Source organism: Arthrobacter sp. Dra40 (assembly GCF_059091905.1).
Genome location: NZ_JBNHHB010000022.1, coordinates 42,806 through 69,259 on the forward strand (window position 1 = coordinate 42,806; position 26,454 = coordinate 69,259).

23 protein-coding genes and 1 tRNA gene are annotated in these 26,454 nt (G+C 65.7%); 20 read left to right on the forward strand and 4 right to left on the reverse strand.

Features of this window, described 5'->3' with window-relative positions; translation table 11 throughout:
- Positions 1-132 precede the first annotated feature (132 nt).
- From AC5RWT_RS12330 to sdhC, 4 genes are all read right to left on the reverse strand, one after another.
- On the reverse strand, positions 133-921 hold the full coding sequence (locus tag AC5RWT_RS12330) for a succinate dehydrogenase iron-sulfur subunit (protein ID WP_364646838.1): 789 nt from the start codon (positions 919-921) through the stop codon (positions 133-135).
- Positions 921-2,708, reverse strand: a complete 1,788-nt coding sequence (sdhA, locus tag AC5RWT_RS12335; RefSeq protein WP_494044577.1) for a succinate dehydrogenase flavoprotein subunit — start codon at positions 2,706-2,708, stop codon at positions 921-923. The genes AC5RWT_RS12330 and sdhA overlap by 1 nt, the downstream gene beginning before the upstream one ends.
- Positions 2,709-2,794: 86 nt before the next feature.
- The gene (locus AC5RWT_RS12340; protein WP_494080451.1) at positions 2,795-3,265 is read right to left on the reverse strand and encodes a succinate dehydrogenase hydrophobic membrane anchor subunit; all 471 of its coding nucleotides are present in this window, start codon (positions 3,263-3,265) and stop codon (positions 2,795-2,797) included.
- Between the two features lie 3 nt (positions 3,266-3,268).
- A complete protein-coding gene (gene sdhC / locus AC5RWT_RS12345; protein ID WP_127511990.1) occupies positions 3,269-3,664 on the reverse strand; it encodes a succinate dehydrogenase, cytochrome b556 subunit in 396 nt (131 codons plus the stop codon).
- Between the two features lie 328 nt (positions 3,665-3,992).
- Between sdhC and AC5RWT_RS12350 the strand changes: the two genes are divergently transcribed.
- The 20 genes from AC5RWT_RS12350 to AC5RWT_RS12445 all read left to right on the forward strand — a co-directional run bounded on the left by AC5RWT_RS12350 (position 3,993) and on the right by AC5RWT_RS12445 (position 26,314).
- Entirely contained in the window at positions 3,993-5,135 is a 1,143-nt protein-coding gene (locus AC5RWT_RS12350; RefSeq protein WP_494044578.1) for a mannose-1-phosphate guanylyltransferase, read from the forward strand.
- 97 nt (positions 5,136-5,232) lie between these two features.
- Complete coding sequence (locus AC5RWT_RS12355; protein WP_494080452.1) at positions 5,233-6,462, forward strand: amidohydrolase; 1,230 nt, start codon at positions 5,233-5,235, stop codon at positions 6,460-6,462.
- A 194-nt stretch (positions 6,463-6,656) separates the two neighbouring features.
- A complete protein-coding gene (locus AC5RWT_RS12360) occupies positions 6,657-7,772 on the forward strand; it encodes a BMP family lipoprotein (protein WP_494080453.1) in 1,116 nt (371 codons plus the stop codon).
- Between the two features lie 172 nt (positions 7,773-7,944).
- Entirely contained in the window at positions 7,945-9,519 is a 1,575-nt protein-coding gene (locus tag AC5RWT_RS12365) for an ABC transporter ATP-binding protein (protein ID WP_494080471.1), read from the forward strand.
- Positions 9,516-10,880 carry an ABC transporter permease gene (locus AC5RWT_RS12370; RefSeq protein WP_494080454.1) on the forward strand — a complete coding sequence of 455 codons (1,365 nt, stop codon included), beginning with the start codon at positions 9,516-9,518 and terminating at the stop codon, positions 10,878-10,880. Before AC5RWT_RS12365 ends, AC5RWT_RS12370 begins: the two co-directional genes overlap by 4 nt.
- Positions 10,877-12,166: an ABC transporter permease gene (locus AC5RWT_RS12375; RefSeq protein WP_494044582.1), complete on the forward strand. Its 1,290-nt coding sequence runs from the start codon at positions 10,877-10,879 to the stop codon at positions 12,164-12,166. The genes AC5RWT_RS12370 and AC5RWT_RS12375 overlap by 4 nt, the downstream gene beginning before the upstream one ends.
- Before the next feature lie 3 nt (positions 12,167-12,169).
- Positions 12,170-12,580 carry a cytidine deaminase gene (locus AC5RWT_RS12380; protein WP_494080455.1) on the forward strand — a complete coding sequence of 137 codons (411 nt, stop codon included), beginning with the start codon at positions 12,170-12,172 and terminating at the stop codon, positions 12,578-12,580.
- A gap of 32 nt (positions 12,581-12,612) precedes the next feature.
- The gene (locus AC5RWT_RS12385; protein ID WP_494080456.1) at positions 12,613-13,899 is read left to right on the forward strand and encodes a thymidine phosphorylase; all 1,287 of its coding nucleotides are present in this window, start codon (positions 12,613-12,615) and stop codon (positions 13,897-13,899) included.
- Positions 13,900-14,285: 386 nt separating this feature from the next.
- On the forward strand, positions 14,286-15,128 hold the full coding sequence (locus tag AC5RWT_RS12390) for a DedA family protein (RefSeq protein ID WP_494080457.1): 843 nt from the start codon (positions 14,286-14,288) through the stop codon (positions 15,126-15,128).
- Positions 15,129-15,243: 115 nt separating this feature from the next.
- Positions 15,244-16,350, forward strand: coding sequence for an adenosine deaminase (locus AC5RWT_RS12395; protein WP_494080472.1), 1,107 nt, complete (start codon positions 15,244-15,246; stop codon positions 16,348-16,350).
- A gap of 106 nt (positions 16,351-16,456) precedes the next feature.
- Positions 16,457-17,137 (forward strand): MazG nucleotide pyrophosphohydrolase domain-containing protein, encoded by a 681-nt coding sequence (locus AC5RWT_RS12400; protein ID WP_494080458.1) that lies wholly within the window; start codon positions 16,457-16,459, stop codon positions 17,135-17,137.
- A gap of 90 nt (positions 17,138-17,227) precedes the next feature.
- The gene (gene eno / locus AC5RWT_RS12405) at positions 17,228-18,508 is read left to right on the forward strand and encodes a phosphopyruvate hydratase (RefSeq protein WP_414960686.1); all 1,281 of its coding nucleotides are present in this window, start codon (positions 17,228-17,230) and stop codon (positions 18,506-18,508) included.
- An 87-nt stretch (positions 18,509-18,595) separates the two neighbouring features.
- Complete coding sequence (locus AC5RWT_RS12410) at positions 18,596-19,354, forward strand: FtsB family cell division protein (RefSeq protein WP_494080459.1); 759 nt, start codon at positions 18,596-18,598, stop codon at positions 19,352-19,354.
- Between the two features lie 74 nt (positions 19,355-19,428).
- On the forward strand, positions 19,429-20,133 hold the full coding sequence (locus AC5RWT_RS12415) for a DUF501 domain-containing protein (RefSeq protein ID WP_494080460.1): 705 nt from the start codon (positions 19,429-19,431) through the stop codon (positions 20,131-20,133).
- The gene (locus AC5RWT_RS12420) at positions 20,133-21,101 is read left to right on the forward strand and encodes a Ppx/GppA phosphatase family protein (protein WP_494080461.1); all 969 of its coding nucleotides are present in this window, start codon (positions 20,133-20,135) and stop codon (positions 21,099-21,101) included. The genes AC5RWT_RS12415 and AC5RWT_RS12420 overlap by 1 nt, the downstream gene beginning before the upstream one ends.
- A 22-nt stretch (positions 21,102-21,123) precedes the next feature.
- Positions 21,124-22,557: a S8 family serine peptidase gene (locus tag AC5RWT_RS12425; protein ID WP_494080462.1), complete on the forward strand. Its 1,434-nt coding sequence runs from the start codon at positions 21,124-21,126 to the stop codon at positions 22,555-22,557.
- Positions 22,558-22,613: 56 nt separating this feature from the next.
- Complete coding sequence (locus tag AC5RWT_RS12430; protein WP_494080463.1) at positions 22,614-24,062, forward strand: NAD(P)/FAD-dependent oxidoreductase; 1,449 nt, start codon at positions 22,614-22,616, stop codon at positions 24,060-24,062.
- Between the two features lie 90 nt (positions 24,063-24,152).
- Positions 24,153-24,659, forward strand: a complete 507-nt coding sequence (locus tag AC5RWT_RS12435; RefSeq protein ID WP_494080464.1) for a GNAT family N-acetyltransferase — start codon at positions 24,153-24,155, stop codon at positions 24,657-24,659.
- A 47-nt stretch (positions 24,660-24,706) separates the two neighbouring features.
- Positions 24,707-24,779, forward strand: a tRNA-Leu gene (locus tag AC5RWT_RS12440).
- A gap of 143 nt (positions 24,780-24,922) precedes the next feature.
- Positions 24,923-26,314 carry an ABC transporter substrate-binding protein gene (locus AC5RWT_RS12445; protein WP_494080465.1) on the forward strand — a complete coding sequence of 464 codons (1,392 nt, stop codon included), beginning with the start codon at positions 24,923-24,925 and terminating at the stop codon, positions 26,312-26,314.
- The last annotated feature ends 140 nt before the right edge of the window (positions 26,315-26,454 follow it).

A 26,454-nucleotide genomic window follows, 5' to 3' on the forward strand; every position in this document is an offset into this window, starting at 1 on the left:
TCAGAAGGCCTGCGCCGACGGCTCCGGGCTTAGACTCACGGAGCCTTAAACGCAGGTGGCGCCGACTCCTTGGCGGAGTCGGCGCCACCTGGCGGCAGTCCCGGGGAACCCCGGTCGGACTGCTGTAGGACGCTAGATGGAGCGGCTCAGAACGGCCTGCTTGACCTCGGCGATGGCCTTGGTCACCTGGATGCCGCGGGGGCATGCCTCGGTGCAGTTGAAGGTGGTGCGGCAGCGCCACACGCCTTCCTTGTCGTTGAGGATCTCCAAGCGCATGTCACCGGCATCATCGCGCGAGTCGAAGATGAAACGGTGTGCGTTTACGATCGCGGCCGGACCGAAGTACTGGCCGTCGGTCCAGAACACCGGGCAGGAGGAGGTGCAGGCCGCGCAGAGGATGCACTTGGTGGTGTCGTCGAACCGCTCGCGGTCCTCCTGCGACTGCAGCCGCTCGCGGGTCGGCTCATGGCCGCCGTTGATCAGGAAGGGCATGATCTCGCGGTAGGACTGGAAGAACGGCTCCATGTCCACGATCAGGTCCTTCTCCACCGGCAGGCCCTTGATCGGCTCCACCAAGATCGGCTTGGACGTATCCAGGTCCTTCAGCAGGGTCTTGCAGGCCAGGCGGTTACGGCCGTTGATACGCATCGCATCGGAACCGCAGACGCCGTGCGCGCAGGAGCGACGGAAGGAAACCGAACCGTCATGCTCCCACTTGACCTTGTGCAGGGCATCGAGGACGCGGTCAGTGCCGTACATGGTGAGCTTGAATTCGTCCCAGCGGGCTTCCTCGGAAACCTCGGGATCGTAGCGGCGAACCTTCAGGGTGATGTCGAAGCTGGGAATTTCGCCGCCGCCGCCGACACCGGGAGCCAGCTCGACCTTTGACGGTCCTTCAGGAATTTCGGTCGGGGTGGTCATTAGTACTTCCTCACCATCGGTTCGTAGCGCGTGAATACCACGGGTTTGGTATCCATGCGGATGCCGGCCGTCTGATCGGTGACGGCTTCGGGATCCAGGTAGGACATGGAGTGCAACATGAAGTTCTCGTCGTCGCGCTCCGGGAAGTCCTCGCGGAAGTGGCCCCCGCGGGACTCCGTGCGATGCAGTGCCGCCACGGCCATCACCTGAGCCATATCCAGCAGGAAGCCGAGTTCCACGGCCTCCAGCAGGTCCAGGTTGAAGCGCTTGCCCTTGTCCTGGACGCTGATGTTCTTGTAGCGCTCCCGCAGCGAGGCGATCACGTTCAGCGCCTCGGTCAGCGACCTCTCGTCGCGGAACACCTGGACGTTGGCGTCCATGGTGTCCTGCAGTTCCTTGCGGATCTGGGCCACCCGCTCCGTGCCGTTGGCGGTGCGAACCGTCTCGAGCATGTTGACCGTGTACGCTTCGGCGTTCTCCGGCAGCTCGACGAAGTCTGCGGTCTTGGCGTACTCGGCGGCGTTGATGCCGGAGCGCTTGCCAAAGACGTTGATGTCCAGCAGCGAGTTGGTGCCCAAGCGGTTGGAGCCGTGCACGGAGACGCAGGCAACCTCGCCGGCGGCGTACAGGCCGGGCACCACGGTGTCGTTGTCCTGGAGGACCTCGCCCTTGATATTGGTCGGAATGCCGCCCATGGCGTAGTGCGCCGTGGGGAATACCGGTACCGGCTCGGTGTAGGGCTCGACGCCGAGGTAGGTGCGGGCAAACTCGGTGATGTCCGGCAGCTTGGCGTCGATGTGTGCCGGCTCCAGGTGGGTCAGGTCCAGCAGCACGTAGTCCTTGTTCGGACCGCAGCCGCGGCCTTCGCGGACCTCAAGGGCCATGGAACGGGCCACGATGTCGCGGGGTGCCAGGTCCTTGATGGTGGGGGCGTAGCGCTCCATGAAGCGTTCGCCATCCGCGTTGCGGAGGATCCCGCCTTCGCCGCGTGCGGCCTCTGAGAGCAGGATGCCCAGACCGGCCAAGCCGGTCGGGTGGAACTGGACGAACTCCATGTCCTCCAGCGGCAGGCCGCGGCGGAAGGCGATGCCCATGCCGTCACCGGTGAGGGTGTGCGCGTTGGACGTGGTCTTGAAGACCTTGCCCACGCCACCGGAGGCGAAGATGATCGACTTTGCCTGGAAGACGTGGATCTCGCCGGAGGCCAGATCGTAGCTGACGACGCCGGCGGCGCGCTTCTGCTTGTACGGCGTGCCGTCTTCGCGGACGGCGTCTTCCTCCACCATCAGCAGGTCCAGCACGTAGTACTCGTTGTAGAACTCGACGTTGTGCTTGACGCAGTTTTGGTACAAGGTCTGCAGGATCATGTGGCCGGTACGGTCCGCGGCGTAGCAGGCGCGGCGCACGGGCGCCTTGCCGTGGTCGCGGGTGTGCCCGCCGAAGCGGCGCTGGTCGATCTTGCCTTCGGGCGTGCGGTTGAACGGCAGGCCCATCTTTTCCAGGTCCAGCACGGCGTCGATGGCTTCCTTCGCCATGACTTCGGCTGCGTCCTGGTCCACCAAATAGTCGCCGCCCTTGACGGTGTCAAAGGTGTGCCACTCCCAGTTGTCCTCTTCGACGTTGGCCAGTGCGGCACACATGCCGCCCTGGGCCGCGCCGGTGTGGGAACGCGTGGGGTACAGCTTGGTCAGTACTGCCGTGTGCGCGCGCTGGCCTGATTCGATGGCCGCGCGCATTCCGGCGCCACCTGCACCGACAATGACGACGTCGTACTTATGGACCTGCATACTGGATGCTCTTTCTGTTGAACTGAAGTTTGTCGCCGCTTCAAACCCGCGGCGAGGCAGCGGAACCGCGTTCTACGCGGGCCCGGTTACGGTGCCGGGCAGAAGGACGGCAGCAGCTCGGCGCTGGCGTTGGCCGGGCACGGATCAAAGGTGAAGATCACCAGGGTGCCGAGCACGATGATGACGGCAGAGGCCACGTACAGGACCATCTTGAACCAGAAGCGGGTGCTGTCCTTCTCCGCGTAGTCCTCGATGATGGTGCGGACGCCATTGGTGCCGTGCAGCATTGCCAGCCACAGCATGGCCAGGTCCCAGACCTGCCAGAACGGGTCGGCCCATTTGCCGGCGACGAAGCCGAAGTTAATGGCGTGGACGCCGTCGCCGAGCATCAAGTTGACGAACAAGTGGCCGAAGACGAGCACGACCAAGATGAGGCCGGAGAGCCGCATGAACAGCCAGGCGTACATCTCAAAGTTGCCCTTGCGCCCCTTGTTGCGGGAGTACTCGGGAGCAATGCGGGCGCTGCGGGGGGTCTGAATTTCAGAGTTGACCGACATGAGTTACTGACCCCCGTTGAAGGCGAACGTGAAAGCGAGCGTGAGGTGGCGGATGAGGAACGGGATCATGACGATGACCGCGAGGCCGACGACGCCCCACAGAAGCTTGGCCTGGTTCTTCGGGCCCTTCTTCCAGAAGTCAATGAGGATGATCCGGAGCCCGTTGAAGGCATGGAAGACGATGGCTGCCACGAGCCCGGCTTCCAAGACGGCCATGATCGGGTTCTTGTACGTGGCCATGACAGCGTCATAGGCGCCGGGCGAAACCCGGACCAACGCGGTGTCGAGTACGTGTACCAAGAGAAAGAAAAAGATTGAGACGCCCGTGATGCGGTGTCCTACCCAAGACCACATGCCTTCACGGCCGCGGTATAAGGTCCCTGCTGGTGTCTTCGACACTGAATTACCCTCCCTGCATCGCAGAGGCGCAGCGTGGCTTCCACGCAAGAGTTGACGCCGGTGCGAGAGCGCTCTTAGCTCAAGACTAATCTAGGCTTCGCTGATGGCTTATTCAATTTAGGAACCGACCGGTGTGACCTTTTTAACACCAGGCGGCCAAATAGTGGCGTCATCGCGGTTTTCCGCGGATTTGCGGCGGTATACGCAACTTAACCATGCCCTAATTAGGTTTTTCTGGTCTGGCCGGTGCCCCCTCAACTGCCCACGGTGCCCAAAATCAGCCCCGGGATGGAGGCGTCTACCATTCCGGGGGATTACCGTGGAGAGGGTGAAGACTCAATTAGCAGGCCGGGGCGCGGCCGATGATGCCGTGCTGGATCGTTTCTATGCGGTGATCCCGGCGGGCGGTACCGGGACGCGTTTGTGGCCGCTGTCGCGGGCGGCCGCTCCGAAATTCCTGCATGATCTGACCGGTTCCGGGTCCACCCTGATCCGCGCTACCTATGCACGCTTGGAGCCTTTGTGCCAAGGGCGGACGCTGGTGGTCACCGGCAAGCTGCACCGTCAGGCGGTCTGTGCGCAGTTGCCGGAGCTGGAAGATGCCAACCTGGTGCTGGAGCCGGATCCGAAGGACTCGGCGGCTGCCATCGGCCTGGCCGCGGCGATCCTGCACCGCCGCGATCCGCGGATTATCATGGGCTCGTTCGCCGCCGACCAGGTGATCACTCCCGTGGAAGATTTCCAGCAGGCGGTGCGCGAGGCAGTGCATACCGCGGCCGAAGGCTACATCGTCACGATCGGGATCACCCCGACCCACCCGGCCACCGGGTTCGGTTACATTCGTTCCGCCGGGGCACTGCACGTGCCCGGGGCTCCGAACGCGCATGCAGTGGCCGAGTTCGTGGAGAAGCCCGACGAGCAGGTGGCACTCGGCTACCTGGCAACGGGGGAGTATTCGTGGAACGCGGGCATGTTCGTGGCCCCGGTGGACCTGCTGCTCAAGCATCTGGAAACCAACGAACCTGAACTCTTTGCCGGGTTGACGGAGATCGCCGAGGCCTGGGACACCCCGGAGCGCGGCGCGGTCATGCGCCGGGTCTGGCCCGGCCTGCCCAAGACGGCCATCGACTACGCGGTGGCCGAGCCTGCGGCGGCCGCGGGTGATGTGGCGATGATCCCCGGATCTTTCTCCTGGGACGATGTGGGCGACTTCGCCGCCATCGGGCGGCTGAACACCGCCAGTGAAACGTCCGGGCTGACGGTGCTCGGCGATGGGGCGAGGGTCTTCGCGGAGTCCGCCACCGGCGTCGTGGTTTCCGATACCAAGCGGGTGATTGCGTTGATCGGTATCGACGACGTCGTGGTGGTCGATACCCCGGATGCGCTGCTGGTCACTACCAAGGAACACGCGCAGAAGGTGAAGTCAGCTGTGGAACACCTCAGAGCCAGCGGCGACACGGACGTCCTGTAGCGGAACGGGGCGCGGCAGCCGGCGAAAGTTACGCGGAAACGTCAGTGTCCGGTGCGCGGCCTCAGTGGGCGGGCGCGCAAGTCGCTAGAGTGCATGTGTGCAGAAGATTTCAGAAACTCCGACGGCCAATCTCAATATCGGCGTCTGGGCATCGCCACTGCTGGATGAACTGAGGCACTTCCGGCGAGACCTGCACCAGCATCCTGAGCTGTCGCACAAGGAATTCCTCACCACGGAGAAGCTCGCGGCGCGATTGACGGCCGCAGGGCTGGAACCGCAACTGCTGGACGGCACCGGGCTCTTTGTGGATGTAGGCGAAGGCCCGCTGGCCATCGGCCTGCGCGCGGACATTGATGCGCTGCCGATCCTGGAGGAAACGGGCCTGGACTACGCCTCGGTCCATACCGGCATCAGCCATGCCTGCGGACACGATATCCACACCACGGTGATGCTGGGTGTGGCGCTGGTCCTGCGCAAACTTGACATGGAAGGCGAGCTGCCGGCCCGCGTCCGGGTGATTTTCCAGCCTGCCGAGGAAACGATGCCCGGCGGGGCGCTGGCCGTGATTGAGCAGGGCGTCCTGAACGGGCTGCCCCGCATTCTGGCGCTGCACTGCGACCCCCGGATCGACGTCGGACTGGTCGGCACTCGGATTGGCGCCATTACCTCCGCTTCCGACACCATCCGGATTCAGCTCAACGGCCGAGGTGGGCATACCTCGCGCCCCCACTTGACCGAGGACTTGGTGTTCGCGCTGGCCGAGATTGCTGTCAGCGTTCCGGCCGTCATCAACCGGCGGATCGACGTTCGCAGCGCGGTCTCCCTGGTCTGGGGCCAGATCCAGGCAGGGGCGGCCCCGAACGCCATTCCGTCGGTGGGCTACATGGCCGGAACCATGCGCTGCCTCGACGGCGAAGCATGGCAAGCCGCCGGTGAGCTGGTGGACGAGGTGGTGAACCAGGTGGCGGCCCCGTTCGGCGTGGACGTCAAGCTGGAGCACATCCGTGGGGTGCCTCCGGTCATCAACACCGAGCGGGAGACAACGCTGATCGAAGCCGCGGCCCGGAGCGAGCTGGGTGAGGACGCGGTGACCCTGACTCCGCAGTCGATGGGCGGCGAGGACTTTGCCTGGATGACGCAGGAAGTGCCCGGCGCCATGATGCGGCTTGGCACCCGGACACCCGGGGGCGAAACCTTTGATCTGCACCGCGGCGACTACCGTCCGGACGAGCATGCCATCGGCGTAGGCGTCCGGGTGATGGCTAAGGCGGCAACTCTGGCTGCACGCCGCCACCGGGATCTCATCGCGGGAGCTACCCAAAAGTAACAACTTTTGAACAATCACGGCGAGCCCGTCCCTATTTCGTCGCCCGTAGCCCGCCGGCCCACTACTGTAGGTTCATCAACTGTGCACCTGCAGGCCAGGTGCTGTGCCACGCGGAGTACAAGGCATGCGCCGCACTTCTTGTGAAGCGACCATTGAACTGTTGGCGTGGGCAGACATTCTTTTATGGAGGATAATTGAAGACTTCACTGCGCAAGATTAAGCGCGGCACCGGCCTCTCCGCCGCAGTGCTCGGCGCATCCGCCCTGGTCCTGACCGGCTGCGGCGCTCCGCCGGCCGAGCAGGGCGGCGGCGGCAGCCCCGCAGCCGAAGCCACCGACTATCGGGGCTGCATCGTCTCCGACTCGGGTGGATTCGACGACCGTTCGTTCAACCAGTCCAGCTATGAAGGCCTGAAGATGGCTGAGGAAGACCTGGGCATCAAAATCAGTGAGGCGGAATCCCAGGCTGAGACCGACTTCGGCCCGAACGTGGATGCCATGGTGCAGGCCGACTGCAACCTCGTCCTCACGGTCGGCTTCCTGCTGGGCGACGTGACCAAGGAAGCTGCGAAGGCTAACCCGGAGACCAACTTCGCCATCGTCGACTACAGCGACCCGGAGTTTACCGACAACGTCAAGCCGATCATCTACGACACGGCACAGGCCGCCTTCCTGGCGGGCTACGCTGCGGCGGCAACCAGCGAAACCGGCAAGGTGGCCACCTACGGCGGTATGAACATTCCCACCGTCACCATCTTCATGGACGGGTTCGCCGACGGCGTGGACTACTACAACAAGCAGAAGGACGCCAACGTAGAACTGCTGGGCTGGGACAAGAAGTCCCAGAACGGTACCTTCGTGGGCAACTTTGAGGATCAGGGCAAGGGCAAGACCAACACCCTGAACTTCATCAACGAGGGCGCCGACATCATCATGCCGGTGGCCGGGCCGGTTGGCCTCGGCACCCTGGACGCCGTGATCGAGGCCAACGCGGATGGCAAAGATGCCAAAGTGGTCTGGGTCGACTCGGACGGCTACGAGACCGCCGGCAAGGCAGAGGAATTCATCCTCACGTCCGTGATGAAGCTGATGGGCAACGCCGTCGAGGACGTCATCAAGACCGACACCGAGGGCAACTTCGACAGCACCCCGTACGTTGGCACGTTGGAGAACGGCGGCGTGGCATTGGCTCCGTTCCACGATCTTGACGCTGCTGTTTCCGATGAAACCAAGTCGGAACTGGAGACCATCAAGGAGTCGATCATCTCCGGCGAGATCAAGGTCGAATCGAAGGCCAGCCCGCAGCAGTAAGCATGAAGCGGACCGCCGCTCTCCGTACCAGACATCGGTGCCGAGAGCGGCGGTTCGTGCTGTCAGCGGCCCAATCGGTTTAGGCTAGGCACAGCTTAAGGGCGGCCAGCGCTCGAAACCATGCCGGATGAGGACCGTCGTACCTACGGACAAAGAACAGGTGGGTTGGGGTTTGAAGCTCGAGCTCAAAGGAATCACCAAACGATTCGGTTCCCTGGTCGCCAACGACCACATTGACCTTGTGGTCCAGCCGGGACAGGTCCACAGCCTGCTAGGCGAAAACGGCGCCGGGAAGTCGACGCTGATGAACGTCCTCTACGGACTCTACGAGCCGACCGAAGGCCAGATCCTGGTGGACGACAAGCCGGTGACCTTCGCGGGCCCCGGCGATGCCATGGCGGCCGGCATCGGCATGGTGCACCAGCACTTCATGCTGGTCCCGGTCTTCACGGTCGCCGAAAACGTGGCACTGGGCAACGAGGCCACGAAGGCCGGCGGAATGCTCAATCTCGACGACACCCGGGCCCGCATCAGGGAAATTTCGGATCAGTACGGTTTCCAAGTGGACCCAGACGCCGTGATCGAGGACCTGCCCGTCGGCGTGCAGCAGCGTGTGGAAATCATCAAGGCCTTGCTCCGTGACGCCGAAGTGCTGATCCTGGATGAGCCGACCGCTGTCCTTACGCCCAAGGAAACCGATGAACTGCTGGGCATCATGGGCCAGCTCAAGGCAGACGGCAAAGCGATCGTCTTCATCTCGCATAAGCTGCGCGAGGTCAAAGCTGTTTCCGACATCATTACGGTGATCCGCCGCGGCAAGGTGGTCGGCGACGCCCCGGCGTCGGCCTCCACCACGGAATTGGCGGAGATGATGGTGGGCCGTGCAGTCAGCCTGACGCTGAACAAGGAAGCGGCGCAGCCGGGAGAAGAAACGTTCACGGTCTCCGACCTCACGGTGCTTTCGCCCACCGGCCAGCGCGTGGTGGACGGCATCAGCTTTGGTATTGCCCGCGGCGAGATCATGGCGGTGGCCGGTGTTCAGGGCAACGGGCAGACCGAACTGACCGAGGCCATCCTGGGCCTGCAAGACCACGTGTCGGGCTCCATCCGGCTTGAGGGCCGCGAACTCGTCGGGAAACGGGTCAAGGACATCATCGGAGCCGGGGTTGGCTTCGTGCCGGAGGACCGCAGCGTCGAAGGCCTGGTCGGTACCTTCTCCGTCGCGGAAAACCTCATTCTTAACCGTTATGACCGGCCGCCCTTTGCCCGCGGCCTGGCCATGAAGCCGGCCTTGATTGCCAAAAACGCCGACCAATACATCGCCGAGTTCGACGTCCGCACACAGTCAGCGGAAGCCGCAGCGGGCACGCTGTCCGGCGGAAACCAGCAGAAGGTGGTGATGGCACGGGAACTGTCGAGGCCCTTGAAGCTCTTCATCGCCTCGCAACCAACCCGTGGTGTCGATGTTGGCTCGATTGAGTTCCTGCACAAGCGGATCGTCGCCGAGCGCGACGTCGGCACGCCGGTGCTGATCGTGTCCACCGAGTTGGACGAAGTGCTGGAGTTGGCCGACAGGATCGCCGTGCTCTACCAGGGACGGCTGATGGGGATCGTCCCGGCGGGCACTTCGCGCGGCGAACTGGGCCTGATGATGGCCGGGATGAAGGCAGAAGAAGCGCAGGCACAGCAAGCCCGGCAGCCGCAGGCCGAAGCACAGCAGACAGACGTCGAAGGAGGCGAGAAATGAGCGCGGACGAGACCGGCAGGCAGACCAGGAAGCGGCACGAGCGCGGTGGCAAGGCAGCGGTCGACGGCGACGAGCAGCGGCTCGTAGCAGCCGCTGAGCTCGGCGATGGCACTCAGGCGCCGCCTGCGGTTCCGGTCACGGGGGAGAGCCTGCAGCCGGCGTTGCGCGAGCAGCAGAGCGTGATGCAGCGGATCGTCACGGGCAATGCCCTGGTGTCGGTCCTCGCCGTCGTGCTGGCCCTGATTGCCGGCGGCATCCTGATCGCGCTAACCAACGAAGAAGTGGCCAGGACTTCCAGCTACTTCTTTGCCAGGCCGCAGGACATGCTGGGCGCGGCCTGGACGGCCGCATCGGAGGCCTACATCGCCCTCTTCCAAGGGTCGGTCTTCAACGCCGACGGCTCCACCTTTTCCCGGATGATCTATCCGCTGACGCAGACGCTGACCGTGGCCACACCGCTGATCTGCGCCGGCCTGGGCGTAGCGCTGGCCTTCCGCGCGGGACTGTTCAACATTGGCGCGCAGGGCCAGATCATCATCGGCGCTACCCTGGCCGCTTGGGTCGGATTCAGCTGGCACCTGCCGGTGGGCGTGCATTTGCTGTTGGTCATTCTGGCCGGCATCGTGGGCGGCGCACTCTGGGGCGGCCTCGTTGGCTTGTTGAAGGCCAAGACGGGTGCCCATGAGGTGATCGTGTCGATCATGCTCAACTATGTGGCCATCAACTTGGTGCTCTACCTGCTGACCATTCCGGCATTCCAGCGGCCGGGCTCCACTAATCCGATCAGCCCCCAGCTGGACGAGACAGCCATGTATCCGCCGCTCTTCGGCGACACCTTCCGGCTGCACTGGGGCTTCATCGTCGCCCTCCTCGCTACGTTCTTTGCTTGGTGGCTGCTCAACCGCTCGACCGTCGGCTTCGAGTTGCGGGCCGTGGGCTCTAATCCGCACGCCGCCCGGACGGCCGGCATCAGCGTCACCAAGGGCTACGTCGTGGTCATGGTGCTCGCCGGTGCCCTTGCCGGGCTGGCCGGCACCGCACAGGTGGCGGGCACCGAACAGGTGTTGACCGCGGGCGTGGCGGCCAGCTTCGGTTTCGATGCCATCACCGTGGCATTGCTGGGGCGTTCGACGCCGTGGGGAACGTTTGCGGCCGGCGTGCTGTTCGGCGCCTTCCGCGCCGGCGGCGTCACCATGCAGACAGACACCGGCACCGCGATCGACATTGTGCTGGTGGTCCAGTCCCTGATCGTTCTGTTCATCGCAGCTCCGCCGCTGGTCCGGGCCATCTTCCGGTTGCCGGAGCCGGGCCAGCTGACGGCAAAACCCCGAAAGACCGCAAGCACCGGAGGTGCAGCATGAGCACGGCTACTGCCACCGAACCGCAACAAGGATCAGCCACCGCGGATACCGTGCGGAACTGGAAGACCCCGGTCATCCTGGCCGTGCTGGCCGTCATGGCACTCCTGGTCTTCGCCATCGGCGCGCCGGACAACTCCGTCACCTTCCGGCTCTCGGATCCCAGCGACGCCGTGGTGTTGCCCAATATTGTCCTCTCGGCGGTTGTCACCGGCTGGGCCACCGCCGTCCTGATGCTGGCCGCCGCCATCTGGTCGTTCCGCCTGGTCCGGGCCGGCCGGAGGGTTCCCGGCTGGCTGGTGGCCGTGTTTGCCGTACTCTTCATTGTCGGTTTCCTGACCTGGGTGGTGGGCAGCGCCCGCACACCGAACGTGGCCCTTTACGGGCTGCTGGCCGGTTCCGTCACGTTGGCCGTGCCCCTGATCTTCGGATCCCTCTCCGGAGTGCTGTGCGAACGATCCGGCGTGGTCAACATTGCCATTGAAGGGCAGCTGCTCTTCGGTGCCTTCTCCGCCGCGGTTGCCGGCTCGCTGTCCGGTAACGCCTACGTCGGACTGGCTGCAGCGGCCGTTGGCGGCGTCATGGTTTCGGCGGTGCTGGCGCTGTTCAGCATCAAGTACATCGTCAACCAGGTGATTGTCGGCGTGGTGCTGAACGTGCTGGTCTCCGGCCTGACCGGGTTCCTGTTCTCGACTGTGCTGTCCGCCGATCCGGCCGCTTGGAACTCGCCGCCGCGCCTGCAGGTCATCAGCATCCCGGTCTTATCCGACATTCCGGTTATCGGCCCCATCCTGTTCGAGCAGTCGGTGGTCGGCTACCTGATGTACATCGCGGTGGCCGTCATCTACGTCGGACTGTTCCACACCAAGTGGGGCCTGCGGACGCGCGCCGTCGGCGAGCACCCCAAGGCCGCAGACACGCTGGGCGTGAAGGTCAACCGGATGCGGTTCATGAACGTCTTGCTGGCCGGCGTCGTGGCCGGATTCGGCGGTGCCTTCTTTACCCTGGTCCTTGTATCCAGTTTCGGCCGGGACATGACAGCCGGGCAGGGCTACATCGCACTCGCGGCGTTGATCTTCGGACGCTGGAACCCGATCTGGGCGTTCTTCGCCGCCCTGCTGTTCGGGTTCGCCACCAATCTGCAGTACGTGCTCAGTGCTCTCGGGTCCACGGTGCCGAACCAGTTCCTGGCCATGCTGCCCTACGTGGTGACCATCTTCGCGGTCGCCGGGCTGGTGGGCCGTGCCCGACCGCCGGCCGCCAGCGGCGTGCCGTATATCAAGGGTTGAGCGATGGAACCGACGACGGATCACCCCAATGACATTGACTGGGACGCACTCCAGCGGTCCGCGGCGGACGCCATGCGGCGGGCCTACGTGCCGTATTCGGGGTTCCCGGTCGGCGCGGCAGCGCTGACCGACGACGGGCGGATAGTCTCCGGCTGCAACGTGGAAAACGCTTCCTACGGGCTGACCCTGTGCGCCGAGTGTTCGCTGGTCAGCCAGCTGAACATGACCGGCGGCGGAAAATTGGTGGCCTTCAGCTGCGTGGACCGGGACGGCAAAGCGCTGATGCCGTGCGGCCGGTGCCGGCAGCTGTTGTACGAGTTTCGGGCGCCCGGCATGCTGCTGATGACGCCGGCCGGAGTCAAGACCATGGACGACGTGCTGCCGGACGCCTTCGGCCCGCAGCATCTGGCCTGATAAGCCGGAACGGATCAAGTGAGGAACAGGGTATGACCCAAACTTTCGATGCGGTGGACATCATCCGGACCAAGCGCGACAAGGGAACGCTGAGCCCGGAGCAGATCGCCTGGACTATCGATGCCTACACTCGCGGGGCCATCGCCGACGAGCAAATGTCCGCGCTGAATATGGCCATCCTTCTCAACGGCATGGACCGGGAAGAGATTGCGCACTGGACGACGGCGATGATCGCCTCCGGCGAGCGAATGGACTTCGCTTCCCTCGGCAAAGCGACAGCGGATAAGCACTCGACCGGTGGGGTGGGGGACAAGATCACCCTTCCGCTGGCGCCCCTGGTGGCCGTTTTCGGCGTCGCCGTGCCGCAGCTCTCCGGGCGCGGGCTGGGCCACACCGGCGGCACCCTGGACAAGCTTGAATCGATCCCGGGTTGGCGGGCGCTGCTCACCAATGAGGAGATGATGAAACAGCTGGCAGACGTCGGCGCGGTGATCTGCGCGGCCGGCTCCGGCCTTGCCCCCGCGGACAAGAAGCTCTATGCGCTGCGGGACGTGACCGGCACGGTGGAAGCGATCCCGCTGATTGCCTCCTCGATCATGAGCAAGAAGATCGCCGAAGGCACCGGCTCGCTGGTGCTGGATGTGAAGGTCGGCAGCGGTGCCTTTATGAAGGATGAGTGCGACGCCCGCGAACTGGCCGAAACCATGGTGGCCCTGGGCAAGGACGCCGGTGTGAACACGGTGGCACTGCTCACGGACATGAGCACCCCGCTGGGGCTCACCGCGGGCAATGCCATCGAAGTCGAAGAATCGGTGGAAGTGCTCGCCGGTGGCGGCCCCGAGGACGTGGTGGAGCTGACGCTAAAGCTGGCCGAAGAGATGCTGCAGGCAGCCGGCGTGGCCGACGCCGACCCGGCGGCAGCGCTGCGGGACGGCCGGGCGATGGATGTCTGGAAGTCCATGATCCGTGCCCAGGGCGGGGACCCCGACGCCTCCTTGCCGGTGGCCCGGGAAGCCGAGGTTGTCTACGCGCCGGCAGACGGCGTGCTGGTCCAGTTGGACGCCCTGGCGGTGGGCGTGGCCGCGTGGCGGCTGGGGGCAGGACGTGCCCGTAAGGAGGACGCCGTGCAGGCCGGCGCCGGCGTGCGGATGCATGCCAAGCCCGGAGCCACGGTCCGCGCAGGCGAACCGCTGATGACGCTGCTGACCGATACCCCCGAAAGGTTCGACCGGGCCAAGGAGGCGCTGCGCGACGCCGTCGTTATTGCTCCCGAGGGAAGCCGGCCGGACCGCCGGCTGATCATTGACCGGATTGCCTAAGGCGCCGCGTCACAAACCATCTCGTCCTGCACCTCGGGCGTCCGGCGTGAAGGTCGTGCCTGCCGCTGTGGCCTACCTTGCCACCTGTCAGTTCGACGGCGCGGCCTACATCCGCATCTAGGAGGACGGGCGAGACCGGTCTGCCCCGGCCCCCAGCTGGAAACAACTGGGGATAGTGTTTTATAGATTCGCTGGATAAACCTCTTCCCGGTCCTACCGGCGCCCGGCTACGATGATGTGTGCGGCCGGAGCTTGGGGGAAGCTCCGGCGCACTGCAGGGTCTGCGGCGTTGACCGATGGGGGCCCGGTCAGGGATTTACCCGATAGCGGCACCAAATGCGGCATGGCATCGTTGGACTTAGACATCCAGCGGACAGGAACACCTCGTGCAGACTTTCATGGACGCGCTCAGCGTCTTCATCATCGACGCGGCAGCACAATGGTGGATCTACCCACTGCTCTTGGCGCTCTGCCTGATTGACGGCATCTTTCCGCCGGTTCCCAGCGAATCGGTCGTCGTCGCGCTGGCCGCCATCGCCGTATCCGCTGGAGCGCCCAACATCTGGCTGGTCGTTGCCATCGCAGCGGCAGGCGCCATCGCCGGCGACAACATTGCTTATCTGATCGGCCGCAGCATCGGCGCGGACCGCTTCCGCTGGATGCAGCGCCCACGCGTTGCCGCGGCCTTCGCCTGGGCACGCCGGGAACTGGACCGGCGCGGCGCCCTGCTGATCCTTGGCGCCCGCTACATTCCGGTGGGCCGCGTTGCCGTCAACATGACCGCCGGCGCCACCGGATACAACCACCGCAAGTTCGTCCTGTTCTCCGTGGCGGCCGGCATCTCGTGGGCCTTGTACTCCGTGGGCATCGGTGCGCTGGCGGGCCAGTGGTTCCACGACCACACCCTGCTGGCCGCGGCCCTGGCCATCGTGCTGGCACTGTTGCTGGGCCTGGCGCTGGACCATGGCATGAAGCTGGCCGGCCGCCGCCACGCCGCGAGGCTGCGCGTTGCAGCCCAGGCCGCGCACAGCAGTACGGAGCCGGCGGGTGCCGGGCAGCAGGCCACCCATGACGACTTCCCAGCCGGGAGTGCAGGTGCCTCAGTGCCGCGGCGGCGCCATCCCGGCGACCAACCGCCGGAATCGGGTTCGCGCACGGTGCGCTTCGAGCCGTACCAGACCGTGGCCGTGCCCTCGCGCAACCGCTCCACGGCCGCGCTGGACGATTGAGCCACTGACCGATTGAATCGGCCGGCAGAAGCCGAACCGGTTCAGGCAGGCGACGTGCTCGCGTAAGGTGGTGCGTGTGACTGAGCCTGATTACTCCGAAGACACCGCAGCCGACATGGACATCGACATCCGCAGCCTGCCGAAGGTATCACTGCACGACCATCTGGACGGCGGCCTGCGCCCGGCCACGATCATCGAACTGGCCGCCGCCGCGGGGCACGAGCTGCCCTCCACCGACCCGGTGGCACTGGGCGAATGGTTCCGGGAGTCGGCAGACTCCGGCTCGCTGGTCCGCTACCTGGAAACCTTCGATCACACCGTCGCCGTGATGCAGACCAAGGAAGGCCTGTTCCGCGTGGCACAGGAATTCGTCGAGGACCTGGCCGACGACGGCGTAGTCTACGGAGAGGTCCGCTGGGCACCGGAGCAGCACCTGGCCAAGGGCCTGACCTTGGACGAAGCCGTCGAAGCCGTCCAGGCCGGGCTGGAAGCGGGCGTGGACGCCGTCGAGGCCAGCGGACGGCCCATCCAGGTTGGCCAGCTGATCACCGCGATGCGGCATGCCGACCGCTCTCAGGAGATCGCCGAACTCGCCGTCCGCCACCGGGACCGGGGCGCCGTCGGCTTCGACATTGCGGGCGCCGAGGAGGGTTTCCCGGCCTCGCGCTTCAAGGACGCATTTACCTATCTGGCCGAACACCAGTTCCCGGTCACCGTGCACGCCGGCGAGGCGGCCGGTGTGGACAGCATCGCTGATGCGCTGGTCAGCGGCCGTGCACTGCGGCTGGGCCACGGCGTGCGGATCGCCGAGGACATCCAGGTGGACTTCGGCCCGGACGACGAGGACGGCGACGAGGTCGGGATGGTCACCCTGGGCCGGGTCGCCGCATGGGTCCGCGACCGCGGCATCCCGCTGGAGTGCAGCCCGTCGTCCAACCTCCAGACCGGCGCCATCTCCGTTTTCGGCGAAGGCATTGAAGCCCATCCGTTCGACCTGCTCTACCAGACCGGGTTCAAGGTCACGATCAACACGGACAACCGGCTGATGAGCGGGGTCACGCTCTCGGACGAGTACGAGTTGCTGGTTGAAACCTTCGATTACGATCTGGACGACCTGCTGGAGATCACGCTCAACGCCGCGGAAGCCGCCTTCCTGCCGCTGGAAGAGCGCGAGGCGCTCGTCGAGTACATCGGCGAGGGCTTCCGCAGCCAGCTGGACTGACGGGACCATGGCGCACGCCGGTCAGCCACCAGCACCGGGACGGCGCTGGGGAAGCACGACGGCGGAGCCTGGCCCTGGTTGGGCGGTTCCCCGGCTGCTCGAGGTCGTGGCGCAGCTGCGCGAACACTGCTTGTGGACGGCCGCACTGACGCATGAATCGCTCGTTGAGTACCTGGTCGAGGAGGCCCACGAGCTGGCCGAGGCGATCGAAACAGGCCACACCGGGCGGGCGGACGTGGCCGAGCTCAGGGGCGAACTGGCCGACGTGCTGTTCCAGGTGCTGCTGCATGCCCGGCTGCAGGAAGAACGCGGGCATTTCGACTTCGACGCCGTGGCCGCCACATTGACTGCCAAACTCATCCGGCGGAACCGGCACGTGTTCCGGCCGGACGGGTCCTTGCAGGAGACGTTTCCGGACACCATCGCCGAGATCGTCGCCAGCTACGACGAGGTGAAGGCCGCGGAGAAACCGGAGCGGACCACGCCGTTCGAGGGCGTTCCGACGTCGCTGCCGGCGCTGACCCTGGCGGCGAAATCCCTGGACCGGGCGAGCCGGGCCGGTTCCGCGGAGCGGGCCGAGCCGGGCGGGGACGGCTCCGCCGCCGCGGCGCCGCACGGCGGTCGCACCTCGGAAGGCGAGCCGGGCATGACGGAAGCTGAGGTCGGCGAGACGCTGTTCGCCGTCGTCCGCCGCGCCGCAAAAGCCGGCGTGGACCCAGAGCAGGCGCTCCGAGTCGCCGTCCGGCGATTCCAGCAGCGCGTAACGGAAGAAAACTCCACCGGCTGATCTCGATTAGTCTTAAGCCGGACCTTGCGGCCGGCGGTTGCCTGGCCTGCAGACATTCCATCTTTCGTTCCAACGAACAGGAGCTACTCCATGGCGCTGATCGATGCCATCCACGCGCGTGAAATCCTTGATTCCCGCGGCAACCCCACCGTTGAAGTTGAGGTGCTGCTGTCCGACGGCTCGATGGGCCGCGCCGCAGTTCCGTCCGGCGCCTCCACCGGTGCTTTCGAGGCCGTCGAACGCCGCGATGGCGAGAAGGGCCGCTACCTGGGCAAGGGCGTCAGCCAGGCCGTGGCCGCGGTGCTGGATACCATCCAGCCGGCGCTGGTGGGCCTCGACGCCACCGACCAGCGGCTGATCGACCAGACCATGCTGGACCTGGACGGCACGTCCAACAAGTCCGATCTGGGTGCCAACTCCATCCTGGGTGTCTCGCTGGCTGTGGCATCGGCAGCCGCCGAATCCGCCAACCTTCCGCTGTACAAGTACCTGGGCGGACCGAACGCGCACGTGCTGCCGGTGCCGCTGATGAACATCCTCAACGGCGGATCGCACGCCGACTCCGACGTCGACATCCAGGAGTTCATGGTGGTGCCGCTGGGCGCCGCAACCTTCTCCGAGGGCCTGCGCTGGGGCGTGGAGGTCTATCACAGCCTCAAGGCCGTGCTGAAGGAGAAGGGCCTCTCCACCGGGCTGGGCGACGAGGGCGGATTCGCCCCGAACCTGCCCAGCAACCGGGCCGCGCTGGACCTGATCACCGAGGCGATCACCCGCGCCGGCTACACGCCGGGCAAGGACATTGCGCTGGCCCTGGACGTGGCATCCTCCGAGTTCTACCAGGACGGCGCGTACCAGTTCGAGGGCAAGGCCCTGACGGCTGCGGAGATGAGTGCCTACTACGGTCAGCTGGTGGCGGATTTCCCGCTGGTATCCATCGAAGATCCGCTGGACGAATCCGATTGGGACGGCTGGGCAACCTTGACGGCCGAGCTCGGCGACAAGGTGCAACTGGTGGGCGACGATCTGTTCGTCACCAACCCGGAGCGCCTGCAGCAGGGCATCGATGCCAAGACCGCCAACTCGCTGCTGGTCAAGGTCAACCAGATCGGGTCGCTGACCGAAACCCTGGAGGCCGTGGCCCTGGCCCAGCGCAATGGCTACACCACCATCACCTCGCACCGCTCCGGTGAAACCGAGGACACCACCATCGCCGACATCGCCGTGGCCACCAATGCCGGCCAGATCAAGACCGGTGCCCCGGCCCGTTCGGAGCGCGTGGCGAAGTACAACCAGCTGCTGCGGATCGAGGAAGAGCTCGACGACGCGGCGCGCTACGCCGGTCGCAGCGCTTTCCCGCGTTTCACGGCGTAGTTCGGCCCAACCCTCGGTAATGTCTTAAGCGGGGTCCGGCTGTCAGCCGACGCGGGCCCCGCTCGACAACCACGGTGAGGAGCCTCAATGTCCACCCGACGCCCCAACATGCCGCGGGCCAACCGTCCGGCCGGCGGTGGGCCTGCGCAGGGCAGCGGCCAGGGGGATGGCAAGGGCACCGATCGCCGGGAACCGGAAACCGGAAAAGTCATTCGGGCCGACTTCGGCCGAACGGCGCCGGCCGCAGCGGTCCGGCCCGAGGCCGCCGCCCCGCGCACACCGGAGGCGGGCCAGCGGCGAAAACCGAAACCACCGGCAAAACCCAAGCCCGCGCCGTCGGAAGCCCGCGCCGCAGAACGCCGGCAGCTGTCCGAGGGAATCAGGCAGCCGGACGCGCCTGCGGGCCGCGAACACCAGGAACCGGCCCAGGAAGTGCCTGCCGATGCCGTCCCGGTCCCGGCCAAAGCATTCTCCGGCCGGCTGCTGGCGCTGGCGGTGGTCTTGGTGTCCATCACGGTGCTGCTGGCGCCGTCGGTGCGGATTTTCATTGAGCAGCGGGCAGAACTGGCCGCCCTGCAGGCGGACATCGCCGCCAAGAAAGACTCCCATCAGCAGCTGACCAAGGAGCTGGCCCGCTGGGACGACCCCGCCTACATCAAGCAGCAGGCGCGGGATCGCATATTCTATGTAATGCCGGGGGAGAAGCGGTACATGGTCACCGGCGCGGAAGGACTGGGCGAGTCGGACGAACACGCATCCGCGACCGCGCCGGAGGACTTGCCGTGGGTTGACGCACTGTGGAATTCGATGACCCGGGCCGCCACGGACGCGCCCGCCGCTGACTAACATTCCGGCAGCTGCGGCTGCCGGACCACACGACACGCTGCCGTACGAACCGCAGCGCCAGGAAGGACTGAGCCATGAACGCCGCTCAGCGCACACCCACCCCCGAAGACCTCGACACGTTGAGCCGCCAGCTTGGCAGACCGGTACGCGATGTAGTGGAAATCGGCGCGCGCTGCGTCTGCGGAAACCCGCTGGTCGCCACGACCGCGCCGCGGTTGGGTAACGGCATCCCGTTCCCCACCACCTACTATCTGACCCACCCGGTCATTACCTCCGCAGTGTCCCGGCTGGAAGCGGCCGGGGTCATGACGGAAATGACTGCCCGGCTCGAGAGCGATCCCGAACTGGCCGCGGCCTACCGGCGCGCCCACGAGGAGTACCTGGCCGCGCGGAACGAGGTGGGCCGCCGGTCAGGCATCGGAGAGGTGCCCGAGATTGCGGGCGTCTCGGCCGGCGGAATGCCCACCCGGGTCAAGTGCCTGCACGTCCTGGTCGGCCATTCGCTGGCCGCGGGTCCGGGCGTGAATCCGCTGGGCGACGAGGCGCTTGAGGGCATCGCCGAATGGTGGACCGCCGACCGCTGCTATTGCGCCGGCGCCTGGGACGTTGAAGGGGCCGCGCCCGCCCGTGATCTGAGCCGCCATACCCGGACCCAGGGCCTGCCGGCCGACGAGCTGGCCGCGAAGAAGGCCAGGCGGTCCGGCAGCAAAGAATCCTCCGATGGCGCCAACGCCGTCGATCCTCGAACGCCCGGCGCAGCCGGGGGAGTGGAGTCCTAGTGGCACGTGTCGGAGCCATCGATTGCGGGACCAACTCGATCCGCCTGCTGATTGCCGACGTGCAGGACGGGGGGTTGAGCGACGTGGTCCGGGAGATGAAAGTCGTGCGGCTGGGGCAGGGGGTTGACGCAACCGGGGCGCTGGCTCCCGAAGCGCTGGAGCGGACGTTCGCCGCGGCGGAAGAATACGCGGTGCAACTGCGCAGCCACGGGGCCGAAAGCCTGCGTTTTGTTGCCACCTCTGCCACCCGCGACGCGGCCAACCGGCAGGTTTTTGTTGACGGCATCCGCGACCGCCTCGGAGTGGAACCGGAGGTGATCAGTGGCCGCGAAGAGGCCGAGCTGTCCTTTACCGGTGCCGCCAGTGTCCTGGCCCCGACGCCGGGAGAGAAGGTGCTGGTGGTCGACCTCGGCGGCGGCAGCACGGAGTTCGTGCTGGGCACCGCCAACGGGGTGCTGGCCGCGCTCAGCACGGATATGGGCTGCGTCCGTTTCACCGAGCGGTACCTGCGCTCGGACCCGCCCACCGCGGCGGAGATTGCCGAAGCCGAAGCCGACGCCGAACAGCATCTGGCGCGCGTGCTGGACGAGGTGCCGCTGGCCGACGTTGACCGTTTGGTAGGGGTGGCCGGGTCCGTCACCACGATCACCGCGCACGCTCTGCAACTGGACCAGTACCGTCCCGAAGCGATCCACGGCGCACGCATAGATGGCGACCGACTGGATGCTGCCTGCACCTCCTTGCTGGAGATGACGCGGCTACAGCGTGCAGCGCTGCCGTACATGCACCCCGGACGGGTGGATGTGATTGGCGCCGGCGCGCTCATCTGGCGCACCGTGTCACGGCGGCTGGCGGCACTGACCGCCGGACGCGTGGACGGCGCGACGTCCAGTGAACACGATATTCTTGATGGAATCGCCCTGAGTGCCGCCACCCGGCTGCCCACCCACCCAGCCCCAGGGACCTAGACTGCTTACCGAAGGGACACCTATGTGCCACCGCGAAAGTGATCTGCCCAGCAGGCGCTTGTCCGCCGCGAAGGCCATTTCGCTGGGCTCGGCGATTGCGGTGCTCGCCTCCCTGATGCTGGCAGGACCCGCCCAAGCCGATTCCACCCGGGACAAGCAATACTGGCTGGACTCCTATGGGATTCGCGCCGTCTGGGACGAGTCGCAGGGTGAAGGCGTGAAAGTCGCGGTGATCGACAGCGGCGTTGACAGCACCCACCCGGACCTCAAGGGTGCCGTGGTGGGCGGCACAGACGCCTCCGGTTCGGGCGATCCCGACGGCCAACGCGGCATCGGACAAACCCCCGAGCACGGCACCCTGGTGGCGACCCTTTTGGCGGGACGCGGGCATGCCCCGGACAAAGACAAAAAGGACGACAAGAAGGACAACAAGAAGGACAAAGAGTCCAAGCCCAAGGACAAGGGAATCGGTGCCGGCACCGATGGCGTGATTGGGGTGGCGCCCAAGGCGCAGATCCTGACGGCCTCCACTTGGCTCGGAACGCCGAATCCTTCCGGCGTCGGTGTCGACGAGCAGATCCCCGCGGCCGTGCGCTGGGCGGTGGACAACGGCGCCCAGGTGATCAACATGTCGCTGACCAGTTCCAGCACCTCCTGGCCGGAGAGCTGGGACGCCGCGTTCCTGTACGCCGAACAGCACGACGTCGTTGTAGTGGCCGCGGCCGGCAACCGCGCCGGAGGGACCGAACAGTCCGGCGCTCCTGCCACCATTCCCGGGGTACTGACCGTGGCGGGACTGAACCGCGACGGCGAAGCCAGCCAGGAGGCCTCGGCCCAGAGCATCGTCATTGGCGTGGCGGCGCCGGCCGAAAACCTGATTGGCGGACTCCCCGGCGGCCTCTACGCCGACTGGTCCGGCACGTCCGGTGCCACCCCGCTGGTCTCCGGCGTGGCCGCACTGATCCGCTCCAAGTACCCGGACATGAGCGCGGCCCAGGTCATCAACCGCATCATCAGCACGGCCAAGGACTCTGGCGTCCCCGGACATGACCCGATCTACGGCTACGGCATACTCGACGCCGAAGCGGCGCTGAACGCCGAAGTCCCCGAGGTGGCAGCCAATCCGCTTGGTTCTATCGCCCAGTGGATCACCGTGCACCGGCGCGGCGCGGTCGCCGCGCCGGAATCGCAGTCCCCGGTGCAGTCCAAGGCCGCGGCCCCGGACATTCCGGAACCGACCACCCCGGTGGCGGTCCCGCCGCGCACCGAGAACTCGGTCCTGCCAGCCATCCTCGTCTTCTCGTTCGGCGCGCTGATCGCGGGTGTCCTGGCGTTGGGCGCCGTCCAGACGGTCCGGGCGCGCCGGGCGGCGGCAGGAAAGCAGGCCGTCGAAGACGCGGACACAGGCTTCATCCCGCCGATCCGGGGCGGGAACCAGAAGCCGGTCAAGCGCTGATTCTGCGCTCTTCGGCACTTCGTGAAAAGTTTCACAAAAGGCGCTACACTTAACGCATGGCAATCACTCCTGCTCTGTCCGATCGCCCGCGCGTCCTTGTGGTCGGCGGCGGCTACGTTGGCCTCTACGTTGCGCTGAAGCTCCAGAAAAAGGTCAAGCGGCACGGCGGTATCGTCACCTTGGTGGATCCGCTGCCCTACATGACCTACCAGCCGTTCCTGCCCGAAGTGGCCTCCGGCAGCATCGAAGCGCGGCATGCCGTGGTCAACCACCGCCAGCATCTGCAGGACACCGAACTCATCACCGGCAGGGTCACGTCCATCGACCATGCCGCCAAGAAGGCAGTGGTTGCCCCCGCCGTCGGCGAGCCGTTTGAACTCGACTACCGCGACGTCGTCGTCGCAGCGGGCGCAATCACCCGCACGTTCCCGATCCCGGGGCTGGCCGAAGCCGGCATTGGCCTGAAGACCATCGAAGAAGCAGTGGAACTGCGCAACAAGGTGCTCGAGCGGATCGAGACCGGCTCGCTGCTTCCCGCGGGCCCGGAGCGGACCCGCGCCCTGACCTTCGTTGGCGTCGGCGGCGGCTTCGCCGGCATAGAGGCGATGACCGAAATCGAGGATCTGGGCCGCGCTGCCGTCAGGAAGAACGGACGGCTGCGCCAGGAAGACCTGCGTTTCGTGCTGGTCGAGGCGATGGGCCGGATCATGCCCGAGGTCACCGAAGACCAGGCCGAGTGGGTCGTCGAGCACATGCGCTCACGCGGCATCGAGGTCATGCTCAACACCTCCCTGGCCAAGGCCGAGGGCGGCGTGCTGGAACTGATCAACATGCCGGACAAGACTCCGGCCGAGACCTTCGAGGCCGACACCCTGCTGTGGACCGCGGGTGTGCAGGCGAATCCGGTGGCACGCAGCTTCGGCTTCCCGCAGGACGAACGCGGCCGGATCAAGGCCGATGCCACTCTGCAGATCATCGACGAGAACGGCCCGATTGACGGCGCATGGACCGCTGGCGACGTCGCGGCCGTGCCGGATCTGACCGGCGGCGGGGTGGGCGGCTTCTGCGTCCCGAATGCCCAGCACGCCATCCGCCAGGCCAAGCGGCTTGCCAAAAACATCTACGCGGCCCGCTGGGGCGTGGGCAGCGTCAAGCAGTACAAGCACAAGAACCTGGGTGCCGTCGCCGGCTTCGGCCTCAACAAGGGCGTCGCCAAGATCATGGGCATCAAGCTCAAGGGATGGCCGGCATGGATGGCCCACCGCGGCTACCACGGACTGGCCATGCCGACCGTGGAGCGCAAGATCCGCGTGATCTCGAACTGGTTCTGGGCCATCTTCCTGGGCCGCGACACCACGCGCCTCGCCGATCTGCAGACTCCGTACCGCCAGTTCCGTGAGGCCGCTACACCCCAGCCGCGCCCGCAGGCTGCCGCCGCTCCCCAGCCGGCAACCGACGCGAAGGGCACCGGTTCGGAGAAGGAACTCGCGTCCACCGGCCGCTAACCGCAACAAGGCAGCAGGCCCGGGTACCGCGCGGCGGTACCCGGGCCTGCTGCCTTTTTGAGGCCAGAGGCTGCGGCATAGAATGTTCTGATGCTGATCAGGACTGAACAACCGGGGGACCGGCCCGACGTCCTCAAGCTGGTAGCGCGGGCCTTCGCCAAGGATGGTGGTACCGAACCCGTTGAACCCCGGCTGCTGGCCGAGCTGTACGACTGCGACGCTTTCATGCCGGAGTTCTCCCTCGTCGCCGAGGATGACGGAACCGTCGTCGGCCATGTCATCAGTACCCGCGGGTGGATTGACGGTGCACCGGCGCTGGGGCTCGGCCCAATCGCGGTGGAGCCGGACCGCCAGCGTTCGGGTATCGGAGCCGCCCTGCTGGCCGAAACACGCCAGCGGGCCGAGGCCGCGGGGGAGAGCGTCATCCTGCTGCTCGGAAGCACCGATTACTATCCGCGTTTCGGGTATCGGCCGGCTAGCGAGTCCGGCATCGAAGCCCCGGATCCAGCATGGGGCGCCCACTTCATGGCCCTTCCGCTGACCGCGCTCCCGCCCACGGGTACCTTTACCTACGCCGCCCCGTTCGGACGACTATGAACCCTAGACGGGCCATCAAGTACCCTTGGTAGGTGCAGGAATGCCACGCCCCCGTAGTCCAATGGCAGAGACAACCGACTTAAAATCGGTCCAGTGTGGGTTCGAGTCCCACCGGGGGTACCGAAACAGTGTGACGAGCGTTACAAGGATGTAACCCAAAACGCTTATTTTCAACAACAATTTGGACTAGTTTTCTCTGTAATCAGGAATACCTGGTAGCGCATCAAAGGTTCACAAACCTTTCGATCGAGGGGAAAACATACATGACTGCCACACGAAACGCTGTGCTTTTCGGCACCGGCGGCAACTCCGCGCGGGCGGGGAAGTTGGCCGTGCTCGGATTGGGGATCGCCTTGTTTGCCTCGGCCTGCGGCGGGGGATCTTCCACGCCATCGGAGCCTGGAGGGGGAGCGTCATCGGCACCGGCAGGCGCATCAGGCCTGACATGTCCCGGACCAGGCGAGGACGGGGGGCCCACCAGCGGTGCCACCGGAAACCCGGCGGACGTACCCAAGTCCAAGGGCTCCACCGATCAGCCACTGAAAGTGGGCACGCTGCTGCCGACCACCGGAACCTTGTCCTTCCTGGGCCCGCCGGAAATTGCCGGCGTCAAGCTGGCCGTGGACAAGATCAACGAAGCCGGCGGCGTGCTGGGCAAAGACGTGGAAACCGTCCAGCGCGACTCCGGTGACACCACCACCGACATTGCAACCCAGTCGGTGACGGACCTGCTCAGCGAAAAGGTCAGCGCGATCGTGGGAGCGGCGTCCTCGGGCGTTTCCTTCACTGTGATCAACCAGATCACCGGCGCGGGAGTTCTGCAGATCTCCCCGGCGAATACCTCGCCGGACTTCACCACGTGGGATGACAAGGGCCTGTACTGGCGAACGGCTCCTTCCGATGTTCTGCAGGGACGCACTCTCGGCAGCTACATGGTCACCTGCGGCGCCCAGACACTCGGCATGATTGTGCTGAACGATGCCTATGGAACTGGTCTGGCGGACAACGTCAAGGAGGCCTTCGAGGGCGCGGGCGGCAAGGTTGTTGCCACGGAGATGTTCAACGAAGGCGATTCGCAGTTCAGCTCGCAGGTTGATGCCGTAGTCAACGCCAAGCCTGACGCTTACGCGCTGATTACCTTCGACCAGATTAAGTCGATTGCACCGTTGATGCTTTCCAAGGGCGTCAAGGCCGACCAGATGTTCTTGGTGGACGGCAACACCTCGGACCTGAGCAAGGAGCTTGACCCGGGCGCCATGGCCGGGGCACAGGGCACCATTCCCGGCACCTTCGCCAAGGATGAATTCCAGGCGGACCTGGCGAAGGTCGACGACAAGCTCAACTCCTACTCTTACGCAGGCGAGTCCTACGACGCGGTGAACCTCGTGGCGCTTGCCTCCGAGGCGGCCGGCAGCACCAAGGGCGAGGACATCGCGAAGGAAATGCAGGCTGTGTCCATGGACGGCGAGAAGTGCTACGACTTCGCCGGTTGTGTGACGCTGCTGCGCAACGGCAAGGATATCGATTACGACGGCATCTCCGGCCCGATCTCCTTCGACAAGAACGGTGACCCGACCGAGGCCTATATCGGAATCTACCAGTACGACGAGACCAACGTACCGAAGCCGAAGCTTGAGGAGTTCGGCCAGCTGTAGGCGGCACCACGCCACTCGCACCGATGCAGAGGGTCCCAGCCACTGAACTGGGCCCCGAAAGTTGGACTGGCTAAATAAGAGCCTAGGCGGCGAGGGCCTGAGCACGGTATTGCACCGGGCTCAGGCCCTTGAGCTTTGTT